A 23,532-nucleotide genomic window follows, 5' to 3' on the forward strand; every position below is an offset into this window, starting at 1 on the left:
GATATCCACCCAGGTGAGAAACCCATGGCAGATAATCACTACGACGCCATTGTTGTTGGCTCGGGAATCAGTGGCGGTTGGGCAGCGAAGGAGCTGACCGAAAAGGGCCTGAAGGTCCTGATGCTGGAACGCGGACGCAACATCGAGCACGTCAAGGACTACGTCAATGCGATGAAGGAAGCGTGGGACTTCCCGCACCGCAACCGGCCAACGCAGGCGATGAAGGCCGACTTCCCGGTGCTGATGCGCGACTACGGCCTGGCCGAAAACCTGGAAGGGATGTGGGCCAACGAACAGGACTCGCCCTACATCGAGACCAAACGTTTCGACTGGTTCCGTGGCTACCAGGTGGGCGGCCGCTCGCTGCTGTGGGGACGGCAGAGCTATCGCTTCTCCGACCTGGACTTCGAGGCGAACCTCAAGGACGGCATCGCCACCGACTGGCCGATCCGCTACGCCGACATCGCGCCGTGGTACGACCATGTGGAAAAGTTCGCCGGCATCGCCGGCACGCGCGAAGGGCTGGACGTGTTGCCGGATGGTGAGTTCCTGCCGCCGATCCCGTTGAACATCGTCGAGAAGGATGTGGCGGCGCGGATAAAGAAGGCCTTTGGCGGAACGCGGCACATGATCCACTCGCGCACCGCCAACATCACCAAGCCGATGCCCGAGCAGGGCCGCGTCAACTGCCAGTACCGCAACAAGTGCATCCTGGGCTGTCCCTTTGGTGCCTACTTCTCGACCCAGGCGGCGACGCTGCCAGCGGCGATGAAGACCGGCAACCTGACCTTGCGGCCGTTCTCGATCGTCAAGGAAGTGCTCTACGACAAGGACCGCAAGCGTGCGCGCGGGGTGGAGGTCATCGACGCGGAGACCGGGCAGACCTACCAGTACACCGCCAAGGTCATCTTCCTCAACGCATCGTCGTTCAACTCGACCTGGCTGCTGATGAACTCGGCCACCGAGGTGTGGGAGGGCGGGCTGGGCTCATCGTCGGGCGAGCTCGGGCACAACGTGATGGACCATCATTTCGGAGCGGGCGCCTCCGGCCGGGTCGAGGGCTACGAAGACAAGTACTACTTCGGCCGTCGTCCCTGCGGCTTCTACATTCCGCGCTTCCGCAACGTCGCGGCCGACAGGCGCGGCTACCTGCGCGGGTTCGGCTACCAGGGCGGTGCCAGCCGCACCGGCTGGTCGCGCGAGATCGCCGAGCTGAACATCGGTGCCGATCTGAAGGAGGCGCTGACCGTGCCTGGTGACTGGCGCATCGGCATGACCGGGTTCGGTGAAATGCTGCCGCACCATGACAACACGATCCGCCTGGACCGCGACCGCAAGGACAAGTGGGGGCTGCCGGTGCTGGCGATGGACGTTGCCATGCGCGCCAACGAACTGGCGATGCGCAAGGACATGGCCGCCGATGCCGCCGAGATGCTGGAGGCGGCCGGCGTCAAGGACGTGAAGATGCACGACAACGATTACGCCCCGGGCAAGGGCATCCACGAAATGGGGACCGCGCGCATGGGACGTGATCGGAAGAGCTCGGTGCTGAACCAGCACAACCAGGTCTGGGATGCCCCCAATGTCTATGTGACCGACGGTGCCTGCATGACCTCCAGCGCCTGCGTGAATCCTTCGCTGACCTACATGGCGCTGACCGCGCGCGCGGCCGACCACGCGGTACGCGAACTGAAAGCGGGGAACCTCTGATGGATCGCCGCGAACTGCTGAAGATGATCGTCGCTGCTACCGGCGCGGCCATGGTCGGCCTGCCTGCGCTCGCACAGGGAAAGGCCGCTGCCGCACCGGTGAAGGCCCTGTTCTCCGACGCCGATGTCGGCACGCTGGACGAGATCGCCGAGACCATCCTGCCGCGGACCCGGACACCAGGGGCAAAAGACGCGGGCGCTGGTCTGTTCATGGCGACCTTCGTCAGCGACTGCTACACCGCCCGGCAGCAGTCGACGTTCCGCGCAGGGCTGGTCGATATCGACAAGCGCGCCGGCGGTCGCTTTGTGGCGCTCTCACCGCAGGCGCGCACCGAATTGCTGCGCACGCTCGATGCAGAAGCCAAGGCACGCCATGCCGATGTGACCGAGACCGGTACGCCTGAAGAGGGCGAGGCGATGCCGCACTACTTCACGATGCTCAAGCAGCTGGCCATCTTCGGCTTCTTCACCTCGAAGGTCGGCGCGACCGGGGTGCTGCAGTACGTCGCCGTGCCGGGGCGTTACGACGGCGACCTCGCCTATGTTGCCGGCACGCCGGCGTGGGGGACCAGCTGATGGAGCGCAACACGATGATCAAGCCGCTGCTGATCGCGGCGACCATGCTGGTTGCCGCACCTGCATCCGCGCAGGACAGTGCCGACACCGCGCGCGATCCGAAGAAGACCGAGGTGTGGACGCCGGTGCCCGCGACCGTGGCTACGCCGCAAGGCAAGGCCCCGTCCGATGCAATCGTGCTGTTCGATGGCAAGGATGTCTCCGCGTGGGAGTCGGAGCAGGGCGGTCGCGTGCCCTGGAAGGTTGCCGATGGCGCGATGACCGTCGTGCCCGGCAGCAAGGGCATTCGCACCCGGCAACGCTTCTGCGACGTCCAGCTGCATGTCGAGTGGCGCACACCCAACGACACAAAGGGCTTCGACGACCAGAACCGGGGCAACAGCGGCATCTTCCTGCAAGAGCTGTACGAGCTGCAGGTGCTCGACAGCTACAACAACCCGACCTATGCCAATGGCCAGGCGGGCTCGATCTACAAGCAGGCCATGCCGTTGGTGAACGCCTCACGCGCACCGGGCCAGTGGCAGGCCTACGACATCCTCTGGAAGGCGCCGCGCTTCGCAGCGGGCGGTGGGCTTGTGTCGCCCGCGCGCATCACGGTGCTGCACAACGGCGTGCTGGTGCAGGACGACACGGTGCTGGCGGGCAAGACCGAGTACATCGGCGCACCGTCGTACTCGCCGCATGGGTGCGCGCCGCTCCATCTGCAGGAACATGACTCCAGGGTCAGCTACCGCAACATCTGGGTGCGCGAGCTGTAGTGGCACATGGCCGGCGTGGTCGCCGGCCGCTTACTTCGCCAGGTAGCTGGCGATGTCATCGATCTCCTGCTGTGACAGCTGGGAGAAGGGCGGCATCAATCCGCCGCCCTTGCTGATCTTTTCCTTGATCTGCGCGGGTGCCATGCGCTTGCCGATATCGGTGAGCGCCGGGAACGCGCCCGGCATGCCTGCACGATCGGCGCCATGGCAGGCCACGCAGTTCGCGGTGTAGAGCTTCGCACCCGCAGCCGGGTCGTCCTTGCACCAGGCGGCTGTCGCAACGCTCATGCCACCCAGGGCCACCGCCATTGCCAGGATCATTTTCATGTGGGGCTCCTTGATGCGTCAGCGCCGCGCACGGGCTGGCACGTTGGTGGTCAGGTGTTCACGCAGATAATCCGCGCCGGTCTGGATGACCTTGGCCGGGTCGCGTGGCTGATCGTGCTCGATGATGTACCAATGCACGCCGGCGGCTGCCGCAGCAGGCAGGATCGCGTTCCAGTCCAGCACGCCCTGTCCCAGCGCTGCGAATCCGCCTTCGTCTTCGGCCTGGCCCTTGGGCGCATTGTCCTTTGCGTGCACCGCGAATACATGGCCGCGGAACTTTGCCAGCATCACCGCCGGGTCCAGGCCTGCACGCGCGACCCAGGCCAGGTCCAGCTCGGTCTGCAGGTCTGGACCGGCGGCGGCGAACAGCAGCTCCAGTCCGGTCCTGCCATCGACGTCGGCCAGCTCGAAGTCGTGGTTGTGGTAGGCCAGGCGCATGCCCTTGCCGCGCACCTGTTTCGCGATCCGGCCCAGTTCCTGGCCCAGGGCGGTCCAGCCGGCGGCATCGCTCGGGCGATCCTTCTTGTCCAGGTATGGCACCACCAGCGTCGTGTTGCCGATCGACCGGTTGAAGGTCACCACGTCCTCCAGGTTGCTGCGCAGCTCGGACAGCGGCACATGCGATGAAATCGCCTTGATCGAATACCGGTCCAGCAGTTGCTTGAGTTCGGCCGCGCTGGTGTTCTGCGTGCCGACCGTCTCCACCGCATGGACGCCTGCGTCGTGGACGATCTTCAACTGCTGCTCGAGCGAGCCGGCATCGCGCAGGCTGTACATCTGCACCGCGATCGGCTTCTGCGTGCTGGCGGCTTCGACGGCGAAGGCGGGCAGGGCAGCGAGCAGCAGGACGAGGCTTGCAGTTCCATGGACAAGGGCTTTCATCAACAGATCCTCCCGGGTTTCAACCGATGGCAGTCCAGGCACGCGACCTGGCCGATGCAATGACACGATCGACGATCTGCGCCGAGCGCACGCCGTCCTCGAAGGTGGGCAGGCCCTGCGGCCGCTCGCCCTCGATGGCGCGATAGGTGTCGGCGACGAATGCTTCGAAGCACTGGGCGTAGCCCTGCGCGTGGCCGGCCGGTAACACCGACAGCCGGCGTTGTTCGGCACTGCCGGCGCCCGCCCCGCGCACGAAGATCTCCTCGCGCTGGTCGGGCAGGCCGATCCACAGGCGCTCGGCATCCTCCTGGTTGAAGGCCACGCTGGCGTTGGCGCCATCGATCTCGAACCAGAGGCGATTGTGGCGTCCGGCCGAGACCTGGCTGACCGTCAACGACGCCAATGTGCCGGCGCCGGTCCTGAACATCGCCGCCGCCACGTCCTCGCTCGTTACCGCCTGCGTTGCGCCGCCTGCCGCCGGCGTGCTGAAGCTCTGCCCGCTGACGGCGCTGCGCTCAGCGATCACGGTAGAGAAGGCTGCACTGACCTCGGTGAAGCGCTCGCCGCTGACCCATTCCACCAGGTCGCACCAGTGCGAGCCGATGTCGGCGAACACGCGCGATGCGCCACCCAGTGCCGGATCCACGCGCCAGTTGTTGCTGGCCGGGTCCAGCAGCCAGTCCTGCAGGTAGCTGCCATGGATCAGGTGCAGCGGCCCGAGATCGCCCTGGGCGATGCGTGCGCGCGCCTCGCGGACCACCGGGTGGTAGCGGTAGACGAAGGGGACCGTGGCAACCAGGCCGGTCGAGGCGGCCAACGCCGCCAGCGCCTGCGCATCGTCCAGCGTGGTCGCCAGCGGTTTCTCGCAGATCACGTGCTTGCCGGCTTCCAGCGCCGCCTGCGCCATCGCGCGGTGCAGATGGTTGGGCGTGCACACGTGCACCACCTGCACCTGCGGATCGGCGATCACCTCTTCGATGTCCCGGTAGGCGCGCGGAACATTCCACAGCAGCGCCATCTCACGCGCGCGATGCGCTGACGAAGCGGCGACGCCGCGTACCTCGGCACCGGCGAGCAGGGCCGCGCGGCGGTGCACGGCGCCGATCATGCCGGTGCCGACGATGGCGATTCCAAGCGTTGGCATCGGCTCGAATCCTCAGGGTGTGGAAGATGCGGCGGCCACGGCGGGCCGGTCGCGGAACAGCAGCAGGAAGGCGATCAGCACGACCAGCGCGACAGCGGCCGGGAACAGCCAGATCTGCTGCCAGTCGCGTCCGGCGGCCGTGGTGAAGTGCTCCACCACCGCGCCGGACAGGAAGGTGCCGATCAGCATGCCCACGCCGTACGTGGCCAGGGTGATGAAGCCCTGCGCGCTGCTGCGCACGGCGGGGCCGGCATGGGCATCGGTGTAGATCTGGCCGGTGACGAAGAAGAAGTCGTAGCAGATGCCGTGCAGCACGATGCCGATCACCAGCAGCGAGAAGCCGCCGCCCGCATCGCCGAAGGCGAACAGGACGTAGCGCACCACCCAGGCCGCCATGCCGACCGCCAGCATGGTCTTCACCCCCAGCCGCACGAACAGGAACGGCATGGCCAGCATCAGCAGCACTTCGGAGACCTGGCCCAGCGACTGCAGGCCTGCGGCGCCGCGCACGCCCAGGTCGTTGAGATACGGATTGGTGAAGTTGTAGTAGAACGACAGCGGGATGCAGATGGCGATGGACGCCAGGAAGAACACCAGGTAGGCGCGCGACTTCAGCAGCCGCAACGAATCCAGCCCGAGGATCTGCCCCAGCCCGGCATCGCGCTGCTGTGCCAGTGGCGGCGTGTGCGGCAGCGTGAACGCATACAGGCCCAGTACCAGCGATGCCAGCGCGGCCATGCGGAAGGTCAGTTCAAGGCGATGCGCCTGCTCCCAGCCCAGCCAGCCGATCAGCACGCCTGCGACGATCCAGCCGATGCTGCCCGCCACCCGGACCAGCGGGAACTGCTTCTCGGGCGACTGCATGTGCCGCATCGCCACGCTGTTGGCCAGCGCCAGCGTCGGCATGAACAGCAGCATGTAGCCCATCACGCAGGCCGAGAACACGCTGAAGCTGGTGGCGGTGGACGCCAGCCACATCAATACCGCGCCAGCCAGGTGCAGCACCGCCAGGATGCGCTGCGCCGCGAAGTAGCGATCGGCGATCAGGCCGACCAGGAACGGCGCCACGATGGCGCCGATGGATTGGCTGAGGAAGGCCGTCGCTACCTGGCTGGCGCTGGCCTGCAGCGGGCCCTGCACCAGGTAGGTTCCGAGGGTCACGAACCATGCCCCCCAGATGAAGAACTGCAGAAACATCATCGCGCCCAGGCGCGACATGGCGTGCGTCATGGCTTGCCCTCCCGGGGCGGTCGTGGCTCAGATTCCCAGCATGCGGTGCAGTGATGCGGCGTCCGTGCCGCTGTCGGCGAAGTCATCGAAGGCGCGCTCGGTCACGCGGATGAGGTGGTCGCGGATGAAGGCAGCACCTTCGCGCGCACCGTCCTCAGGGTGCTTCAGGCAGCACTCCCATTCCAGCACCGCCCAGCCGGGGAAGTCGTACTGCGCGAACTTCGAGAAGATCGCCTTGAAGTCGATCTGGCCATCACCGAGCGAACGGAACCGGCCCGGACGATCGATCCAGTCCTGGTAGCCGCCATACACGCCGCTGCTCGCGCTGGAGCGATACTCCGCGTCCTTGACGTGGAAGATGCCGATACGCGCGTGGTAGCGGTCGATGAAACCCAGGTAGTCCATCTGCTGCAGCAGCAGGTGGCTGGGGTCGTACAGGATCTTGGCGCGGGGGTGATGGTCCACCACATCGAGGAAGCGCTCGAAGGTCGCGCCATCGTGCAGGTCCTCGCCGGGGTGGATCTCGAAGCACAGGTCCACGCCGCAGGCGTCGAACGCATCCAGGATCGGGCGCCAGCGGCGGCCGAGTTCGGCGAAGGCTTCCTCCACCAGTCCCGGTGGGCGCTGCGGCCAGGGATAGAAATAGGGCCAGGCCAATGCGCCGGAAAACGTGGCATGCGCGGTCAGCCCCAGGCGCTGGCTGGCTTTGGCGGCCAACCGCAGCTGCTCCACCGCCCAGGCCTGGCGGGCGGCCGGATCACCGCGTTTGTCCGGCGGCGCGAATCCGTCGAACAGGCTGTCGTAGGCGGGATGGACGGCAACCAGCTGCCCCTGCAGGTGGGTCGACAGTTCGGAGATCTGCAGGCCGTGCCCGGCCAGCATGCCGGCAATGTCGTCGCAGTACGCCTGGCTGCGCGCCGCCTCGGCCAGATCGAACAGGTGGGGCGCGCTGGTGGGGACTTGTACGCCAGAATAGCCCAGACCCGCGGCCCATCCGGCCAGCGTGTCCAGCCGATCAAAAGGAGCTGTGTCGCCGATGAACTGCGCCAGGAACAGCGCTGGACCCTTGAGCGTCTTCAACGTGATTCGCCCTCGATGCAATCGATTGCATTATCCTAGCAGGGGCTCACGCAAGACCTGTTGTGCACTGCACAGCGGACAGGAGAACTAACGCCATGGCCACCATCTACGACATCGCAAAGCACGTCGGCGTCTCCGCGGGCACGGTGTCGCGTGCGCTTTCGCGGCCGGACAAAGTCCTGCCCGCCACCCGCGCACGCATCGAGCAGGCCGCCGCCGCCCTCGGCTATGTACCCAACACGGTGGCCCGCACGCTCAAGACCCAACGCAGCGGCAAGATCCTGGTGACCGTCCCGGACATCGCCAATCCGTTCTTCGCGCAGATCCTGCAGGGCGCGGAGGAGGCCGCGCAGGCGGTCGGCTATGCGGTCCTGCTGGGCGATACCCAGCATCAACCCGACCGCGAGGAGCGCTACGCGCAGATGCTCCGGCGCAACGAGGCCGACGGCATGATCGTGCTCGGCCATCGCCTGCCACCCACGGCGCGCGAGATCGTCGAGCAGCGCGGCGCCGCGGCACCGGTGGTCAACGGGTGCGAGTTCGACCCTGCACTGGGCATTCCCAGTGTCCACATCGACAACGCGGCCGCCGCACGCGCGGTGATGGAGCATCTGTACGGGCTGGGACATGAACGGATCGCCGTGGTCGGCGGGCCGCCTGACAACCCCCTGCACCAGCAACGGCTGGAAGGGGTGCGGGCAGCCGGCAAGGCGCGTGGCCGCCTGCGCCAGCTGAGCATCGTGCCGGGGGATTTTTCCGTGGAATCCGGCCATGCGGCTGCCATGGCGCTGCTGGATGGCACGCCGGCACCGACCGCGGTGTTCTGCTTCAGTGACCAGATGGCGCTGGGTGCCCTGGCCGCCTGCCGGGACCGGGGCATCCGCGTGCCGGATGAACTGTCCATCGTCGGCTTTGATGACCTGGCGTCTTCCCGCTACCTCACGCCGCCATTGACGACCATCCGGCAGCCCATGCGGGAGATTGGCGAGCGTGCGGTCAACCTGCTGCTCGCCATCATCGAACACGTCGACGTGCCGCTGCAGCAGACGCTGGAGTTCAGCTTCATGCTGCGGGGTTCGACGGCTGCGCCCCGGCGTGGGTGAGGGCAGCGCCGTCGCCGTGAGTCCTTGATCCCGCATTGACGCCGAGCTGTCAGACTCGGCATGGGCAGCCCGGCAAGGGCCGGGGTGGAACGTGCGATCGCGCAAGGGGGTCGGCAATGCCATTCTTGACTGACTCGACGGAAGTCGCGGTCGAAGGCATCGGCGCGGCACGTCGCATCGGCTGGATGCGCTTCGTCGGCAATGGCCTGGGCGCGATTCCCATCGCCTCGATCATTCTTGAACGCCAGGACGGCCTGTGGGCCTGGGCGTTGCTGTTGCTCAATGCACTGGTGTGGCCGGCGCTTGCGCTGGTACTGACTCAGCGCGCCCGCCAGCCTGCACAGGTGCAGTTCCGCTGCATGGTCGCCGATTCCTTCTTCGGCGGCGGCTGGATCGCTTTCATGGCGCTGAGCGCGGTCCCCAGCGCATTGTTCGCCGCGCTGCTGGTCGCCGACAAGATCGCCGCCGGTGGCGTACGCCTGGCGATGCGGGCCACGCTGGCGCTGGTGCTGGGTTTCGCCATCACCTGGTGGGCGCTCGGCTTCCCTTACCAACCCGTTTCCTCGCAGCGCACGATCATGCTCAGCGTGCCGTTCCTGTTCGTCTACGGCATCGGGTTGAGCATCCTCAGCTGGCAGCTGGCGCGCCGGGTCAAATCGCAGAACCGGCAGCTGCAGCGGCTGAGCCGGATGGATCCGCTGGTGGAACTGGCCAATCGTGGCTTCCTGATCCTGCGTGCGCAGCAGGTGCTGGACCGGGCGCAGGGACAGGGCGGACTGGCCTGCCTGCTGATGCTCGATGTGGATGATTTCAAGCGCATCAATGATTCGCTTGGCCATCGCGCGGGCGACGAGGTACTACGGCATATCGCTGCAACATTGCGTACGTTTGCGCGGCCCGGTGATACCCCGGCGCGGCTGGGGGGCGATGAGTTCGTGGTACTGCTGCACGACTGCGCACCCGTCGATGCGATGCACGTGGCCGAGCGGGTGCGCCTGCATCTGCTCGAGGCCGCTCGCCAGATCACCCCGGGCGTGGAGTTCAGCGTCAGCATCGGCATTGCCGCCACGCCGCGGGGGGGCAGTGTCGAGGACTGGCTGGCACTGGCCGACCGCGCGCTGTACCACGCCAAGCGGCAGGGCAAGAACACGGCCAGCTACGGCGAGTGAGTCGATGGGGCGGCGGCAGGGCCGCCACGGCATGAGAGCGTAACGCCCGTTCAGCCTGCACGCCGAATCGGCAGGTCAATCCTCTACCATGGGCCACCCCGCCCGGACGCGCTCCCATGCAAGACGCCCTTGTTGCCCAGCCCAAGCCCCCCATCCCAAGGATCGCGGCGTGGCTGATGATGTTGCTGGGCATGTGGCTGGCGCTGAAGCTGGGCCTGGTGGTGACCCTGCTGTCCGGCCTGCTGGTGTTCCAGCTGACGCACGTGCTGGCCGCCACCGTGGAGGGCAAGCTGCCGCCGGGACGGGCGCGGGCGATCGCGGTGATCGTGCTGTCGGCGATCATCATCAGCGGGCTGGTACTGGCCGGCATCGGCGTGGCCTCGTTCTTCCGCAACGAGACCGGCGGCCCGGATGCACTGCTGGCGCGCCTGATGGAGATCCTCAACACCTCGCGCCACCAGGTGCCGGCGCTGCTGCAACCCTATATTCCCGAAGACATGCCGGCGCTGCGCACGGCGCTGAACGACTGGGCCGCCGAACATCAGCGGCAGCTGGGCGTGGCCGGTACCTCGGTGGTGCAGGTCGGTGTGCGCGTACTGATCGGTATGGTGCTGGGCGCGATGATCGCGCTGTATGACGAACTGCCGCTGCCGAAGATGGGGCCGCTGGCGCAGGAGCTGATCGGGCGCACCAGCCGCCTGGCCACCGCGTTCCGCCAGGTGGTGTTCGCGCAGGTGAAGATCTCGCTGCTCAACACAGTGTTCACCGCCATCTTCCTGCTGGGCGTGCTGCCGCTGTTCGGCGTGCACCTGCCGCTGTCCAAGACCCTGGTGCTGATCACCTTCCTTGCCGGCCTGCTGCCGGTGGTGGGCAACATCATCTCCAACACGATCATCACCATCGTTGCGCTGTCGGTCTCGTTCTACGTGGCGGTGGCGGCACTGCTGTACCTGATCGTGATCCACAAGCTGGAGTACTTCCTCAACGCGCGCATCGTCGGTGGCGAGATCCAGGCGCGTGCCTGGGAGCTGCTGCTGGCCATGCTGGTGATGGAGGCAGCCTTCGGCCTGCCGGGCCTGGTCGCCGCGCCGGTGTTCTATGCCTACGTGAAGCGCGAACTGGTCGACCAGCGCTGGATCTGACGCGGCAGGGCATGACGCATTTGCCCCGTTTGTACGGTCTGCGCGGCCTTGTCGGTGCGTTCGAGCGTTCGCGGCTGGCGCGGTATACCCACGGCAACGGTTGGTCCGGTAGCGGCTTGGCGCCTGTGCAGGCGGCCGCTACAGTGTTCTGCACTACAGGGGAAATGTGCATGGCCCGCAAGGCGTCGCCCATCGGATTGCGGACCTGGGTCTGGATCCTGGCCGGGCTGTTCGTGGTCTGTACGCTGCCGTTGATGGCCATCGCGCTGGTGCAGGGCACGCTGCGCTTCACTGCCGCCGAGGACAACCTGGTCAGCCTGCGCCAGCTGCGGCAGACCTTCGACCTGGCCAACCTGGTGTCGGCCGAGCGCGGCCCCGCCAACAGCCTGCTCGGGTCCAACACCGCCGATGCGGCCGAACAGGCCCGGCTGGCGGCGCAGCTGGCGGTCGCGCGCCAGCGGGTCGATACCGCCCTGCAACGCCTGGACACGGTGTTCAACGCCGACCCGGGCGTGGTCGACGAACATGGGCTGCTGGCCGATGCGCAACGTCGCCTGCAATCGGCGCGGGCCGCGGTGGACCGGGTGGCGGCGCAGCCGCATGGCGCGCGCCGGGTGGAGGACGTGGAGCGTGCGATCAGCAGCATGTTCGCCGTGGTCGATCGCCTGCACGTGCTGACCTCGGCGCAGATCAACGTGCTGGTCAGCGCCGACCGCGAAGCAGCGATTCCGGCGATGCAGGGCCAGGTGCTGATCGACCTGCGCGAGCATGGCGGCCGCCTGGCGTCGAACGTGATGGCGCCGGTGGCGGTACCGGGGGCATGGCGCGACGAACAGGTGCGGGCGGCATTGCAGACCGAAGGCCGCCTGCTGGAGCTGTGGCGGCTGGCGGGCAGCCATGAAGCGGTGTTCCGCAGCGATCCGGCGCTGTCCTGGCATTGGGACATGGCACGCCGGCAGTTCTTCGGCGAATCGCTGCCGATGATCGAACAGTTGATCGAAGATGGCCGGCGCGGCGTGGCGCCGCCGTGGACCGCCGCCGAGTTCACCACGCGCTACGTGCCGACCCTGCAGTCGCTGGAAGCGCTGCGCGACGGCTACCTGAGCGTGTCCATCGCCCGTTTCGAGCGCACCCGCAACCGCGAAGCGACGCGCCTGGTGGTGCTGGTGGCGACGGTGCTGGGCACGCTGGTGGTGCTGGGCGTGGCGCTGCGCATCGCGCATCTTCAGATCCTGCGGCCGCTGCTGCAGGCGCAGAAGCAGGTCATCCAGATCGCCTCGGAAGCGCCGGGCCCGGAGCAGCATGTGACCCATCCGCTGGCCGAGATGCAGCGCCTGTTCGATGCCATCGAAGTGTTGCGCGAGAAGTCGCGCGAGCGCTCGGCGTTGACCAGCGAGCTGCGCCAGCTGGCCGGCACCGATGAGCTGACCGGGCTGTTGAACCGGCGCGCGCTGGACGAGATGGTGCAGCAACGTCATGCCGACGGTGGCAACAGCGCGGTGGTGATCCTGCTGGACGTGGACCGCTTCAAGGCGATCAACGATGGCCACGGGCATGATGCCGGCGACGAGGTGCTGGTGCAGGTGGCGCAGCTGCTGCAGCGCCACCTGCGCCGCAGCGACAGCATTGCCCGCTATGGTGGCGAGGAGTTTCTCGTGTTGCTGGCCGACGGTGATCTGGCCGGTGGCCGCCAGCTGGCCGAGTCGCTGCGGGTGGCGCTGCAGCGGCTGGACATCGCACTGGTCGGCGGCAAGGTGCTGCGGGTCACCGCCAGCTTCGGTGTGGCCGAGGGCGGCACCGATGCGCTGGGCTGGCGCACGTTGCTGCGCGCTGCGGATGCGGCCATGTACCAGGCCAAGGCGCAGGGCCGCGATCGCGTGCGCGTGGCCGGCGGTGGCCGCATCGCGCGTTGACGCGCGACGTTCATCACCGGCGCACGCGGGGGCCCCTAGACTGGACGCCCGCCCGCTGCTGGAGCCCATCATGACCATGCGACCCATTGCCGTCGCCGTGCTGCTCACTGGCCTGCTGGCCGGCTGTGCGACTCCTGCAGCGAAGACCGTTGCCGATGAATCGCGTCATCCCTCCATCGCTGCCGGCGTGAGCCCGGTGCCTGCCTTCTCCGGTGGCGGCGCTGGGTGGCGCATCGAGATCACGTCCACTGGACAGGGCAACCACGATGCCAGCCTCAGTGCCGAAGGTCGTACCCACAAGGGCACGCTGCGCTATCCCGGCCAACCGGCCGACGCACCCAGCTCGCTGATCGTGCTCAACGGCGAGCTTGGCAGGCAGCCGGCCATCGTCGAGATCAAGCGCGAGTCGTGCCGCAATGCCGAAGGTGTGGACACCATGGCCAGCGTGCACGTGACGATGGAAGGGCAGCCGCAGCGTCGTGGCTGCGGTCACCTGGCCGTGTACTGAGTCGCTGCCCGGCATGCTCGAGATTCCCACCCTGCGTACCGCGCGCCTGCGGCTGCGCCCGCAGCAGCTGGACGACTTCAACGTCTATGCCGCGTTCCTGGCGTCGCCGCGCGCGCGCGGCATGGGAGGGCCGTTCGCTGAGGTGGCGGCGTGGGGCCAGTTCTGCCACGACCTAGCCAGCTGGCATCTGTTCGGTCATGGTGCATTGATGATCGAGCGTGCCGATACCGGTGCCTGCATCGGCCAGGTCGGGATCAACCACGGCCCGCTGTTCCCGGAAAAGGAACTGGGCTGGCTGCTGTATGACGGCCATGAAGGGAAGGGCTTCGCTACCGAAGCGGCCGGCGCGCTGCGCGACTGGGCCTTCGTGGTGGCGCAGCTGCCGACCCTGGTCAGCTACATGGCACCGGACAACCAGGCGTCGCAGGCCGTTGCACAGCGGCTGGGCGGCGTGCTGGACGATCACGCCGTGCGCAGTGATGCCGATGATCTGGTGTATCGCTACCCGCGCTGACGCCTAGCTGCCTGTGGCCGGGGCCTGTACCGTGCGGCCGAGCGCCTTGGCGACGCCTTCGCGCTTCTCGATCAGGAATTCCATCAGGGCGCGCACGCGCGGTGGCATCTGCTCGCGCGAAGGCACGTACAGGTAGAAGCCGGGGAACGGTGCCGACCACGCCGGCATCAGGCGGACCAGGCGCCCATCGGCCAGCATCGGCTGCAATGACAGATCGATATGCTGCATCACGCCCAATCCCTGCAGCGCGGCGCGGATCATGCCCTCATCGTCGTTGGTGACATAGCGTCCGCGCGGTTCCACTTCAAAGTCATGACCGGGCTGGCCCGGCGTGCTGAATTCCCAGGCATAGACCCCGCCGCTGCCGGTCTGCCGGTAGCCCAGGCACTCGTGTGCGGCCAGTTCGGCGGGCGTGGTGGGCGTGCCATGGCGGGCCAGGTAGGCCGGCGAGGCGACCACCACCATTTCCAGCATCGGCGTGACCGGCACGGCGATCATGCCTTCGGCCAACCGCTCGCCAAGGCGGATGCCGGCGTCACAGCCGTCGGCAACGATGCTGGACAGGCCGTCGTCCATCACCAGCTCGATGCGCAGCTCGGGGTAGCGCGCGAAGAACTCCGGTAGATGCGGTTCGATCAGCGTCTTGGCAGTCAGGCGCGCGGTGTTGATGCGCAGCAGGCCGGACGGTGCGTCATGGCTGGCGCGCAGGTCGCGTACTGCGGTTTCGATGGTGCTCAGCGATGGCCGCAGTGCGTCGAACAGGCGCTGGCCTTCCTCGGTGAGCGACATGTCACGGGTGGTCCGGTGCAGCAGGCGTACCCCCAGCTGTTTCTCCAGGGTCTTCAGGCTCTGCGACAACGCCGGGCGCGAGACCCCCATCTCAACGGCCGCTTTGGTGAAGCTGCGGTGGTGGGCGATGTGGGCAAACCAGGCCAGCTGGGGCAGCAGGGCCGGGTTGATCGGGCTGGGGGCGCTCATGGGGCTCGGTCGGCAGTAGGGCAGTAGGGCAGGAGAAAATCGCGGCACAGGCTGTCGCTATTTGGTAACTGCAGCTTACTACTTTGGTTGTGATTGGCCGCTTTTTGGCTCCCAATCCCGGGTCTATCGTGCTTGCAACGGCGACACCCGTCGCCTCCCGCCACTACCGAGGAGCCGCAGCATGGAAACCATCAACATCCAGAATCCGGACATGGCCTGGCCGATCGCCGCCGACCTGCATTTCCCGCCGGACTTCGACCGCAACCGGGTCTATCCCGCGATCATCAGCATGCATCCGATCGGCAGCTGCAAGGAGCAGACTGCCGGCAACATCTACGGTGAGGCCCTGGCTCGCGAGGGCTACGTGGTGATCGCCTATGACGCCAGCTTCCAGGGCGCCAGCGGCGGCGAGCCGCGGCGGGTCGAAGACCCGACCCAGCGCGTGGAGGATGTACGCCGCGTGGTCGACCATCTGGTCACCCTGCCGTACGTGGACGCCGAACGCATCGGCGTACTGGGCATCTGTGGCGGTGGTGGCTACGCGATCAACGCCACCATGACCGAGCGACGCATCAAGGCGGTCACCAGCATCACCGGTGTCAACTTCGGCCGGCTCAGTCGTGAGGGCTTTGGCGGTTTCGATCCGATCGGCACGCTGGAGGCCATTGCTGCCCAGCGCACCGCCGAGATGCGCGGCGGCGAGGCCCGTGTGGACCTGTTCCTGCCGCCTTCGGTGGAACAGGGGCGCGCCGCCGGCATCACCGATATCGACGTGCTGGAGGCCACGGACTATTACCGCACGCGCGAGCCGCAGCCCAACGGCGTGGTCAGTGCGTTGTTCTCGCATCGCGGTGCAGCGGTGGGCTGGGATGCCTTCCACCTGGCCGAAGTCCTGCTGACCCAACCGTTGCTGGTGGTGATCGGTGACAAGCCGGGTGGCTTTGGCGCCTACCGCGATGGCCTGGAGATCCATGGCCGTGCGGCGTCGAAGCACAAGCAGTTGAAGGTGGTCCAGGGCTGGTCGCACTACGACCTGTATGACAAGCCGGAGCCGGTGCGCGAGGCCCTGTCAGCGGTCGTTCCCTTCTTCAAGCAGCACCTGTGAGCTGACCTGGCAGGTGGTGCCGGCCACGGGCCGGCATCATCTGTACGCGGAGTATTCCGCCCAGTCATCGAGATCGGCCAGTTCCGGCGCCAGCGCATGTTCGACCGCGCGGCGCAGCAGTGCCGGCGCGACGTAGTGCCGGTGCGCGGCATCGATCAGCGCCATGTACAGGCGGCCGAACGCATTGCGGGTCTGCACGCGTGTGCCGAGGCTGATCTCGATGTGGCCATCGGCACAGCGTTGCACGCGCACGCTGCTGCGGAAGCGCAGGTGGCGATCATCGGCGCCGAGCAGCACTTCGGCGCAGGTGTCCCCGTCATCGATGTGCGCGTCCAGCACCGGGTAGCGGCCGGCGAACAGGCGGCTGCGGTCGGTCGACAGCAGCGACGACACCGGGCAGCCGAGTGGCGACGTACGCAACCGCAACGGCGCCACCAGGTGGTTGCGCAGCGCCATCAGGTGGCCCACGCCGGCAGGTGGATTGCGCAGGAAGCCTTCCAGCACATCGGCCAGCAGCGCCGACGCGGCGTGATGGGTGACCTGCGTGCTGTCCAGGCGCAAGGTGGTCTGGTCCTGGTAGTGGCTGTGTGGCAGTGCAGCGGGGAGCAGCCCATCGCTGGCGGCGGCCTGCGAGTGGACGGGATAGGCCGGCGTGGCGCGTTCGACGAAGCCACGCAAGCGCCGCAATGAAATCCTCCGCAGCGGGCCCAACAGAGCGCGGGTATGCGCGCACAGGTGGGCGCACAGGCTGGGAGGTGCTGCCTGCAGCGACAACTGCAGCAGGGGTGAGGCGGCGAGGCTTGCGGCCGAAGGCCAGTGCGCTTCCGGCAATACCTCGGTCAGGCTGGGGATATCGGCGGCATTGCGTTGAACCTGTGCACGGGCCTGCTCATCCATCGCCCCGGCCAGCTCATTGCTGTGGCAGGACAACGCGAACAGCGCCGGATGTGCGCGATGGTTCGATGCGAACTGGTGCCAGGTGCCGCCGCCGAAGCGCACGGTGAACAGGCAGTCCGGTGGAATGCGGATGCGCCGCAGCGTGCGCGCGAAGGCAGCGGGATCGCGCGCCAGCTGCGCGTCTGACGCGGCGGCAAAACGCAGTTCGGCGCCGGCGCTGCCGGCGATGGCGGTGAACATGCGCGGCCCGGCATGCCGGTGGAAGGGATGGCCGCCAGCGCCGACGGTGAAGCTGTACAGCGAGGAGGCGTCGCCCTGCTGCAGGTGCATGCCACCAAGGCGCGCGGAAGGCTCGTCCAGTGCATCGATGAAGGCCGGGTGGTGGCGCTGGCGCTGGCTGGCGTCGGTCACCAGCGCATCACCGGCACCGATGCCGAGCTGCGCGATCAAGGTGACTTCGGTCGGGCTGCCGCCCTCCAGCGCCGGAAGCTGCACCCCTGGAAACGAACGGCGGTCGCGGGTCGAACCAGGCATCGTCATGCTCCTTGGCAGGGTGGTTCAGCGGGCGGGGGACTTGCGGCGGGCGCGTGCTTCGCGCTTCAGCGGGCCACCGACCGGACAGACTTCGGCCGCCCACGAGAACAGCGTGTTGGCCAGGCGGTCGGGCACCTGCCGGAAGTACACGAACTGGCCGCGCTTCTCGCGCTCGATCAGGCCGGCTTCCTCAAGGATGCGCAGGTGGCTGGACAGCGCCGGCTTGCTGAAATCGAAGCGCTCGGCCAGCTCTCCCGCGCTGAGCTCGCCGGCGCTGAGATAGGCCAGGATCTGCCGGCGGGCGGTGGAGGCGAGGGCTTCGAAGATACGGTCCATGGCGAGCTAATTAACTAATTCGTTAATTTATACTCCTCCTGCCGGTGGCGGCTGTCAAGCCATGACCCGTTGCGCGGCACGCCCGGGCTTTGCCATCCTCCCTGCTGTTTTCGGTAGCGTGGAATCCCGATGCGTCCTGCGTTCTGGCTGGCTTTGGCCCTGCTGCCCACCCTGGCGGTGGCGCAACCCGCGCGTACTCCCAAGGCCAAGGCCCCGGCGCAGGATCCCTTCAGCGAGCTGTTCGATACCGCCTGCATGCAGCACATCGGTGCGCCGGCGCGCCTGCAGTCGTTGATGGAATCCAACGGGCTGGCACCGCTGCAGCCGGCCGAGGCGGCAACCTTGCTGCAGGGGCAGGCAGGCGTGGCCTGGATGGTGCCGTTGGCCAGCGGCCGCTATGCGGTCAGCTGGGCCGACGATGGAACCTGCACGGTGTATGCGGAGAAGGCCGATGCGGCGGTGGTGCAGAAGGGCTTCGCACGGCTGGTGCAGGCGGCGCCGAAGCCGTTGCAGGCGCGTTCGCTGCCGGGCCGTGGTCCGTTGTCGGCCGACCAGGTGGCGATCCAGTACGGCTGGGCCACGCCCGGCCAGGCCAAGCTGCAGGTCCGCTTCCGGCTGGTCACGCGGCAGGCGGCCGAGGCCGGCGTACAGGCGATGGCTTCGGTGACGCCCGGTGAAGCGATGCTGGAACCCGCGGCGCCCACCCGGTAGTGCCTGCTGGGCCCGGCGCCCAGCCGGTGGCCCATGCCTGCGATTCAGCCTTTCACGCAGGATGTGGTATATCGTTTATCGATAAATCCACCCCGGGGCGGCGAGGCCACCCCAATGCCGGAGGCCGCTTGACCGCTCGTCCCGCCCGCGCCAGACCCGCGCGAGGCTTGTTCACCCTGGCCCAGGCCGCCGTACAGGCCGTCCGGGCGATGTGCTGGCTGGGCATCCTGGCCGCACTGCTGGCCGTGCCACTGGTCGCCCACGACCGCCGCTGGCTGCTCGACAGCGTCCACGACGCCGATGCCGCCGCCGCGCACGGCAACGACCTGTTCCTGCACTTCTGCCTGGGCCTGGGCGCGATCGTCGCGCTGCTGGTGCTGTGCCTGCTGTTCCTGCGCCATCTGCTGCGGCTGCTGAAGTCGGCGGCGCGCGAGCGGCCGTTCACCCACGCCAATGCACAACGCCTGCAGCGCATGGCGTGGCTGATGCTGGCGATGGAGCTGCTGTCGATCCTGATCGGTGCCTACGCGGCCTGGATGGGCCCGGACTTCACCTGGATGGAGGTGGGTGGCGGCATGTCGATCACCGGGCTGGTGGCAGTGCTGATGCTGTTCGTGCTGGCACGCGTGTTCGCCGTGGGCGCAGCGATGCGCGATGACCTGGATGGTCTGATCTGATGGGCACGCGCTGATGGCGATCGTCATCACCCTCGACCGCATGCTGCAGGAACGGGGCATGACCCTGTCCGAGCTGGCCGGGCGCATCGACATCACCCTGGCGAACCTGTCGATCCTGAAGACCGGCAAGGCGCGCGCCATCCGCTTTTCCACGCTGGATGCGATCTGCCGCGAGCTGCAGTGCACGCCCGGCGACCTGCTCGGGCATGACCCGGCGCAGCCGCAGGACGCCGACTGAATGATTGCTCTTTTCCCTTACCTACTGACGAAACGGACCTGAAATGGAATGGTTGGCTGACCCCTCGATATGGATGGGCCTTGCAACCCTGGTCGTGCTGGAGATCGTTCTCGGCATCGACAACCTGGTGTTCATCGCGATCCTTGCCGACAAGCTGCCGCCGCACCAGCGCGACCGCGCGCGGGTGATCGGCCTGGCGCTGGCGCTGCTGATGCGGCTGGTGCTGCTGGCGGCGCTGGCCTGGATCATGAAACTGACCGAGCCGCTGGTCACCCTGTTCGGCCACAGCTTCTCCGGGCGTGACCTGATCCTGCTGGGCGGCGGCCTGTTCCTGCTGTTCAAGGGCACCATGGAGCTGCACGAACGGCTGGAAGGCCGCGAGCATCACGAGGATGGCAAGAAGGTCTATGCCAGCTTCGCGATGGTGGTGGCACAGATCGTGGTGCTCGACGCGGTGTTCTCGCTTGACTCGGTGATCACCGCGGTCGGCATGGTCGACAACCTGGGCGTGATGTACGCCGCGGTGACCATCGCGATGGCGCTGATGCTGGTGGCCAGCAAGCCGCTGACCCGCTTCGTCAACAAGCATCCCACGGTGGTGGTGCTGTGCCTGGGCTTCCTGCTGATGATCGGTTTCAGCCTGGTGGCCGAAGGCCTGGGCTACAAGATCCCGAAGGGCTACCTGTACGCGGCGATCGCTTTCTCGATCCTGGTCGAGGCGTTCAACCAGTGGGTCCGCTTCAACCGCGAACGCAACGAACGCCGCCAGCCGTTCCGCCAGCGCACCGCCGATGCCGTGCTGCGCATGCTGGGCGCGCGCCCGGCCAACGGCCACGACGACGAAGGCGTGGACGAGCAGGTGGACGCCGACGAGCGCCTGCAGCCGGCCGAACACGAGATGATCCGCAGCGTGCTGGGCCTGGCCGATCGGCCGGTGTCGAGCGTGATGACCGTGCGTGCCGACGTGCAGTGGATCGACCTGGCGCGCGGGCAGGAGGATGTGGTGGCGCGCCTGGTGGCATCGCCGCATACCCGCCTGCTGGTCGGCGATGGTGACCTGGACAGCCTGCGCGGCGTGGTGCAGAGCCGGGACGTGCTGGCCGACCTGCTGCAGGGCAAGCCGCTGCAGCTGGAAGGCAACCTGCGTGAGCCGCAGTACGTCCTGTCCAGTGCCAGTGCATTGCAGGCGCTGGAACTGATCCGCCAGCACCCGGTGCCGCTGGCGGTGGCCGTGGACGAGTACGGCAGCGTGGAAGGCCTGGTGACCGCCAACGACCTGCTGGCGGCGATTGCCGGCGACCTGGTCGATACCCAGGACGAGCGCTATGGCGTGGTCGCGCAGGGTGAGGAGCAGTGGGAGGCCGACGGTGCGCTGACCCTGGACGACCTGCAGCGATTGGCGGGCGTGTCGCTGCCGCGCAGTGCCGACTACATGACCATCTCCGGCCTGGTGCTGGAGCAGCTGGGCCGGCTGCCGGACATCGGCGATGCGGTGGACGTGGCCGGCGTGCGCATCACCGTACTGGCGATGGAGAAGCGCCGCATCGCCCGCCTGCGGGTGGAGCGCTTGGGCCATCTGTAGAGTCGAGCCATGCTCGACTGCTTCTTGAACAACCGGGCACATGCCCGGCTCTACACAACACGGCCGGCAACCGTCACCATGGCCGGCCCGTTTTCTTTCCAGGATGGTTGCAGTGCTGAGTACGATCGGTTTGTTGATGGGCCTGTATGTGGCCTGGCGCCTGTTCTGGCCGCTGCGCATGCCCGCCGCATTGAAGGTCGTGCTGTCGCTGCTGCTGGTGGCCGTTGCCGTGCAGCTGCGCATCGTCGCCACCTTCTGGGGTACGACGGCGTCGCCCGAGATCCCCAAGCTGGCCATCGCCACGCTGGCCACCGGCTCCACCGCGGTGTTGCTGCTGGCGCTGGTGATGGTGGTGCTGGACGCCGGCCTGCTGCTGTCGCGCCTGTTGCGCTGGCCTCGCGCGGTAGCCGCAATGCGCACGCGGCGTCTGCGACCGGTGGCCGGCGTGCTGGCACTGCTGGTCAGTGGTTATGGTGTCAGCCAGGGCATGGCGGTGCCCAAACCCCGGCAGATCGAGGTGCGCATCGCCGGATTGCCGGCCGCGTTCGACGGCTATCGCGTGCTGCAGCTGACCGACATCCATGCCAGCCGCCTGCTCACCGGCGACTGGGTGCGCAAGGTGGTGGATGAGAGCAACGCACTGACGCCGGACCTGATCGTGATCACCGGCGACCTGATCGACGGCAGTGTCGAGGCCCGCCGTGACGACGCGCGTCCACTCGCGGACCTGCGGGCGCCGGACGGCGTCGTCGCCATCACCGGCAACCACGAGTACTACGCGCAGTACCAGGCGTGGATGCAGGCGTTCCGCGCGCTGCACATGCAGGTGCTGGAGAACAGCCACATGCAGGTGCGGCGCGGCGATGCGGCGCTGACCATCGCCGGTGTCACCGATCCGGTGGCCGCACGCTACGGCCTGCCGCTGCCGGATCTGGATGCTGCACTGGCCGGTACCGATCCGTCCGCGCCGGTGATCCTGCTCGATCATCGCCCGCGCAATGCACGGGACGCGGCGGCGCGTGGGGTGAAGCTGCAGCTGTCCGGGCATACCCACGGCGGGCAGATCATCGGCATGGACCAGCTGGTGAAGCGAGCCAATGGCGGTTTTGTGTCCGGGCGCTACGACGTGGATGGGATGACGCTGTACGTGGGCAACGGTGCGGGCCTCTGGGCCGGTTTCCCGGCGCGCATCGGCGTGCCGTCGGAGATCACCTTGGTAACATTGCGCCGCGCGCCGTGACCTTAGGCGGGGTCAGATCCCTTTCCCCTGGGGGAAAGGGATCTGGCCCCCGACAAACCACATGGAAGGAACCATGGCCCATCCCCGCGCCCCGATGGAGCGCCTGATCCGTGCCAATGCTGACGAGATCAACCGGCTGCAGCAGGCCATCCACGAGAGTGCCAGTGCGCGCTGGCGTGGGCCGGAGGAGCGGGAACGGCACGCTGCGGCCTGTGCCGAGTTCCACCAGCACTACGAGCGGCTGGCGTTTCCGGGAGGCTATGCCAACGCGTTGAAACGGCTGGCCGAGCATGACCCGAATGCGCTGGATGTCGCGCTGACCTTCCTTGAAGTACGGCCGTATTTCTTCCGGTCCGGATATATGTGGAAGACGTTGCTGAAGCGCGTGCAACGGGTCCCCATGGGGACGAAGCAACACGCGCGGCTGCAGAAGATCCTCGACGCCTACGCCGTCTATCGCGCCACACGTGACGGCTGATGGGGACGGCATGATGGGGTCAGAACCCTTCGCCTTTGGCAAAGGGAGCTGACCCCGGCCCGTCAGGCCGCCCGCAGCGGCGGCCGCGCATGCGCACTTCGGCGCAGCGCTTGTGCCCGCTTGGCGATCCAGCGCACCACGAAGGCGGTGAACAGCAGCGCCGACGGCACCGCATACCAGAAGTTGCCCGGCACGCGCTTGAAGTACGAGTAAGTAAACACCGCCGCGATGATCCACATGCCGGTCATGTGCAGGCGACGCCAGGCCGTGGGTCCCATGCGCCGGGCGAGCCCCCGGTGCGAGGTGATGGCCAGCGCCAGGATGGCGATGTAGCCCACCGTGCCCGGGAGGTTGGCCAGCGCGGATCGTGCTGGCCAGAACGCCGGGTTGAGGATGCCGAAACTGGTGATGGCAACTGCGTGCAGCAGGTGCGAGAACGCGAAGGACAGGCCGATGATGCGCCGTTCGCGCAGCAGGAACCGGGTGAACGGGCTGGGCAGAAGGCTGGCGAACGACGATGCCGTGAACGCTGCCAGGAACAGCAGGAACGATGTGCGGGCGGTGAGCCGGATCGCCGCGCGGCTGCCTTCGGCTGCATCGGGATACAGGGCGAAGGCGGTCAGTGCGAACGCGATCAGGACCACGCCGATGGCTACGAACAGGCGCCAGCCGTGCAGGAAGGACGTGTTGGATACAGTCAT

Annotated in this window: 25 protein-coding genes; 16 read left to right on the forward strand and 9 right to left on the reverse strand. The window is 67.4% G+C overall.

The window, feature by feature from the left end; all coding sequences use genetic code 11:
* The first annotated feature begins 24 nt into the window (after nucleotides 1–24).
* The 3 genes from AB1281_RS03810 to AB1281_RS03820 are packed head-to-tail and all read left to right on the forward strand — an operon-like array spanning nucleotide 25 to nucleotide 3,043.
* On the forward strand, nucleotides 25–1,710 hold the full coding sequence (locus tag AB1281_RS03810; RefSeq protein ID WP_430345100.1) for a GMC oxidoreductase: 1,686 nt from the start codon (nucleotides 25–27) through the stop codon (nucleotides 1,708–1,710).
* Nucleotides 1,710–2,285 carry a gluconate 2-dehydrogenase subunit 3 family protein gene (locus AB1281_RS03815; RefSeq protein WP_430345101.1) on the forward strand — a complete coding sequence of 192 codons (576 nt, stop codon included), beginning with the start codon at nucleotides 1,710–1,712 and terminating at the stop codon, nucleotides 2,283–2,285. The genes AB1281_RS03810 and AB1281_RS03815 overlap by 1 nt, the downstream gene beginning before the upstream one ends.
* Nucleotides 2,286–2,299: 14 nt before the next feature.
* Complete coding sequence (locus tag AB1281_RS03820) at nucleotides 2,300–3,043, forward strand: 3-keto-disaccharide hydrolase (RefSeq protein ID WP_430345102.1); 744 nt, start codon at nucleotides 2,300–2,302, stop codon at nucleotides 3,041–3,043.
* 30 nt (nucleotides 3,044–3,073) lie between these two features.
* On the opposite strand, the gene AB1281_RS03825 is transcribed toward AB1281_RS03820, so the two are convergent.
* The 5 genes from AB1281_RS03825 to AB1281_RS03845 are packed head-to-tail and all read right to left on the reverse strand — an operon-like array spanning nucleotide 3,074 to nucleotide 7,706.
* Nucleotides 3,074–3,370, reverse strand: coding sequence for a c-type cytochrome (locus tag AB1281_RS03825; protein ID WP_049398853.1), 297 nt, complete (start codon nucleotides 3,368–3,370; stop codon nucleotides 3,074–3,076).
* Nucleotides 3,371–3,388: 18 nt separating this feature from the next.
* Nucleotides 3,389–4,252 (reverse strand): sugar phosphate isomerase/epimerase family protein, encoded by an 864-nt coding sequence (locus AB1281_RS03830; protein WP_430345103.1) that lies wholly within the window; start codon nucleotides 4,250–4,252, stop codon nucleotides 3,389–3,391.
* Nucleotides 4,253–4,271: 19 nt separating this feature from the next.
* Entirely contained in the window at nucleotides 4,272–5,396 is a 1,125-nt protein-coding gene (locus AB1281_RS03835) for a Gfo/Idh/MocA family protein (protein WP_430345104.1), read from the reverse strand.
* Nucleotides 5,397–5,408: 12 nt separating this feature from the next.
* Nucleotides 5,409–6,626 (reverse strand): nucleoside permease, encoded by a 1,218-nt coding sequence (locus AB1281_RS03840; RefSeq protein WP_101765082.1) that lies wholly within the window; start codon nucleotides 6,624–6,626, stop codon nucleotides 5,409–5,411.
* 27 nt (nucleotides 6,627–6,653) lie between these two features.
* Nucleotides 6,654–7,706, reverse strand: a complete 1,053-nt coding sequence (locus AB1281_RS03845) for a sugar phosphate isomerase/epimerase family protein (protein WP_430345105.1) — start codon at nucleotides 7,704–7,706, stop codon at nucleotides 6,654–6,656.
* Between the two features lie 95 nt (nucleotides 7,707–7,801).
* Between AB1281_RS03845 and AB1281_RS03850 the strand changes: the two genes are divergently transcribed.
* From AB1281_RS03850 to AB1281_RS03875, 6 genes are all read left to right on the forward strand, one after another.
* Nucleotides 7,802–8,809, forward strand: coding sequence for a LacI family DNA-binding transcriptional regulator (locus AB1281_RS03850; protein WP_430345106.1), 1,008 nt, complete (start codon nucleotides 7,802–7,804; stop codon nucleotides 8,807–8,809).
* A gap of 116 nt (nucleotides 8,810–8,925) precedes the next feature.
* Nucleotides 8,926–9,978: a diguanylate cyclase gene (locus AB1281_RS03855; RefSeq protein WP_430345107.1), complete on the forward strand. Its 1,053-nt coding sequence runs from the start codon at nucleotides 8,926–8,928 to the stop codon at nucleotides 9,976–9,978.
* Between the two features lie 116 nt (nucleotides 9,979–10,094).
* Nucleotides 10,095–11,120 (forward strand): AI-2E family transporter, encoded by a 1,026-nt coding sequence (locus tag AB1281_RS03860; RefSeq protein WP_014036321.1) that lies wholly within the window; start codon nucleotides 10,095–10,097, stop codon nucleotides 11,118–11,120.
* A gap of 170 nt (nucleotides 11,121–11,290) precedes the next feature.
* Nucleotides 11,291–13,033 carry a diguanylate cyclase gene (locus AB1281_RS03865; protein ID WP_430345108.1) on the forward strand — a complete coding sequence of 581 codons (1,743 nt, stop codon included), beginning with the start codon at nucleotides 11,291–11,293 and terminating at the stop codon, nucleotides 13,031–13,033.
* 70 nt (nucleotides 13,034–13,103) lie between these two features.
* Complete coding sequence (locus tag AB1281_RS03870) at nucleotides 13,104–13,541, forward strand: hypothetical protein (RefSeq protein ID WP_430345109.1); 438 nt, start codon at nucleotides 13,104–13,106, stop codon at nucleotides 13,539–13,541.
* Nucleotides 13,542–13,554: 13 nt separating this feature from the next.
* The gene (locus AB1281_RS03875; RefSeq protein WP_430345110.1) at nucleotides 13,555–14,055 is read left to right on the forward strand and encodes a GNAT family N-acetyltransferase; all 501 of its coding nucleotides are present in this window, start codon (nucleotides 13,555–13,557) and stop codon (nucleotides 14,053–14,055) included.
* A gap of 3 nt (nucleotides 14,056–14,058) precedes the next feature.
* On the opposite strand, the gene AB1281_RS03880 is transcribed toward AB1281_RS03875, so the two are convergent.
* On the reverse strand, nucleotides 14,059–15,033 hold the full coding sequence (locus AB1281_RS03880) for a LysR family transcriptional regulator (protein WP_049443813.1): 975 nt from the start codon (nucleotides 15,031–15,033) through the stop codon (nucleotides 14,059–14,061).
* Between the two features lie 181 nt (nucleotides 15,034–15,214).
* Here AB1281_RS03880 and AB1281_RS03885 point away from each other — a divergent pair, with 181 nt between their 5' ends.
* The gene (locus AB1281_RS03885; protein WP_430345111.1) at nucleotides 15,215–16,138 is read left to right on the forward strand and encodes an alpha/beta hydrolase; all 924 of its coding nucleotides are present in this window, start codon (nucleotides 15,215–15,217) and stop codon (nucleotides 16,136–16,138) included.
* A 36-nt stretch (nucleotides 16,139–16,174) separates the two neighbouring features.
* On the opposite strand, the gene AB1281_RS03890 is transcribed toward AB1281_RS03885, so the two are convergent.
* Together AB1281_RS03890 and AB1281_RS03895 are read right to left on the reverse strand one after the other, a co-directional pair.
* Nucleotides 16,175–17,569: a DUF2867 domain-containing protein gene (locus AB1281_RS03890; RefSeq protein WP_430344882.1), complete on the reverse strand. Its 1,395-nt coding sequence runs from the start codon at nucleotides 17,567–17,569 to the stop codon at nucleotides 16,175–16,177.
* A 24-nt stretch (nucleotides 17,570–17,593) separates the two neighbouring features.
* Nucleotides 17,594–17,905 carry a metalloregulator ArsR/SmtB family transcription factor gene (locus AB1281_RS03895; RefSeq protein ID WP_004147836.1) on the reverse strand — a complete coding sequence of 104 codons (312 nt, stop codon included), beginning with the start codon at nucleotides 17,903–17,905 and terminating at the stop codon, nucleotides 17,594–17,596.
* A 129-nt stretch (nucleotides 17,906–18,034) separates the two neighbouring features.
* On the opposite strand from AB1281_RS03895, the gene AB1281_RS03900 reads away from it, so the two are divergent.
* The 6 genes from AB1281_RS03900 to AB1281_RS03925 all read left to right on the forward strand — a co-directional run bounded on the left by AB1281_RS03900 (nucleotide 18,035) and on the right by AB1281_RS03925 (nucleotide 22,831).
* Nucleotides 18,035–18,616 carry an NMCC_0638 family (lipo)protein gene (locus AB1281_RS03900; RefSeq protein ID WP_430344881.1) on the forward strand — a complete coding sequence of 194 codons (582 nt, stop codon included), beginning with the start codon at nucleotides 18,035–18,037 and terminating at the stop codon, nucleotides 18,614–18,616.
* Between the two features lie 209 nt (nucleotides 18,617–18,825).
* Nucleotides 18,826–19,293 carry a DUF2975 domain-containing protein gene (locus tag AB1281_RS03905; RefSeq protein WP_014036329.1) on the forward strand — a complete coding sequence of 156 codons (468 nt, stop codon included), beginning with the start codon at nucleotides 18,826–18,828 and terminating at the stop codon, nucleotides 19,291–19,293.
* Nucleotides 19,294–19,306: 13 nt separating this feature from the next.
* Nucleotides 19,307–19,531 (forward strand): helix-turn-helix domain-containing protein, encoded by a 225-nt coding sequence (locus tag AB1281_RS03910; RefSeq protein WP_014036330.1) that lies wholly within the window; start codon nucleotides 19,307–19,309, stop codon nucleotides 19,529–19,531.
* Between the two features lie 43 nt (nucleotides 19,532–19,574).
* On the forward strand, nucleotides 19,575–21,113 hold the full coding sequence (locus AB1281_RS03915) for a TerC family protein (RefSeq protein WP_430344880.1): 1,539 nt from the start codon (nucleotides 19,575–19,577) through the stop codon (nucleotides 21,111–21,113).
* Nucleotides 21,114–21,216: 103 nt separating this feature from the next.
* Entirely contained in the window at nucleotides 21,217–22,353 is a 1,137-nt protein-coding gene (locus AB1281_RS03920) for a metallophosphoesterase (protein WP_430344879.1), read from the forward strand.
* Nucleotides 22,354–22,426: 73 nt separating this feature from the next.
* A complete protein-coding gene (locus AB1281_RS03925) occupies nucleotides 22,427–22,831 on the forward strand; it encodes a hypothetical protein (RefSeq protein WP_430344878.1) in 405 nt (134 codons plus the stop codon).
* Between the two features lie 62 nt (nucleotides 22,832–22,893).
* Here the strand turns inward: AB1281_RS03925 and AB1281_RS03930 are convergent, their stop codons facing one another.
* Entirely contained in the window at nucleotides 22,894–23,532 is a 639-nt protein-coding gene (locus AB1281_RS03930) for a ferric reductase-like transmembrane domain-containing protein (protein ID WP_430345112.1), read from the reverse strand.

The organism is Stenotrophomonas sp. NRRL B-14846 (genome assembly GCF_050473585.1).
Lineage (GTDB): Bacteria > Pseudomonadota > Gammaproteobacteria > Xanthomonadales > Xanthomonadaceae > Stenotrophomonas.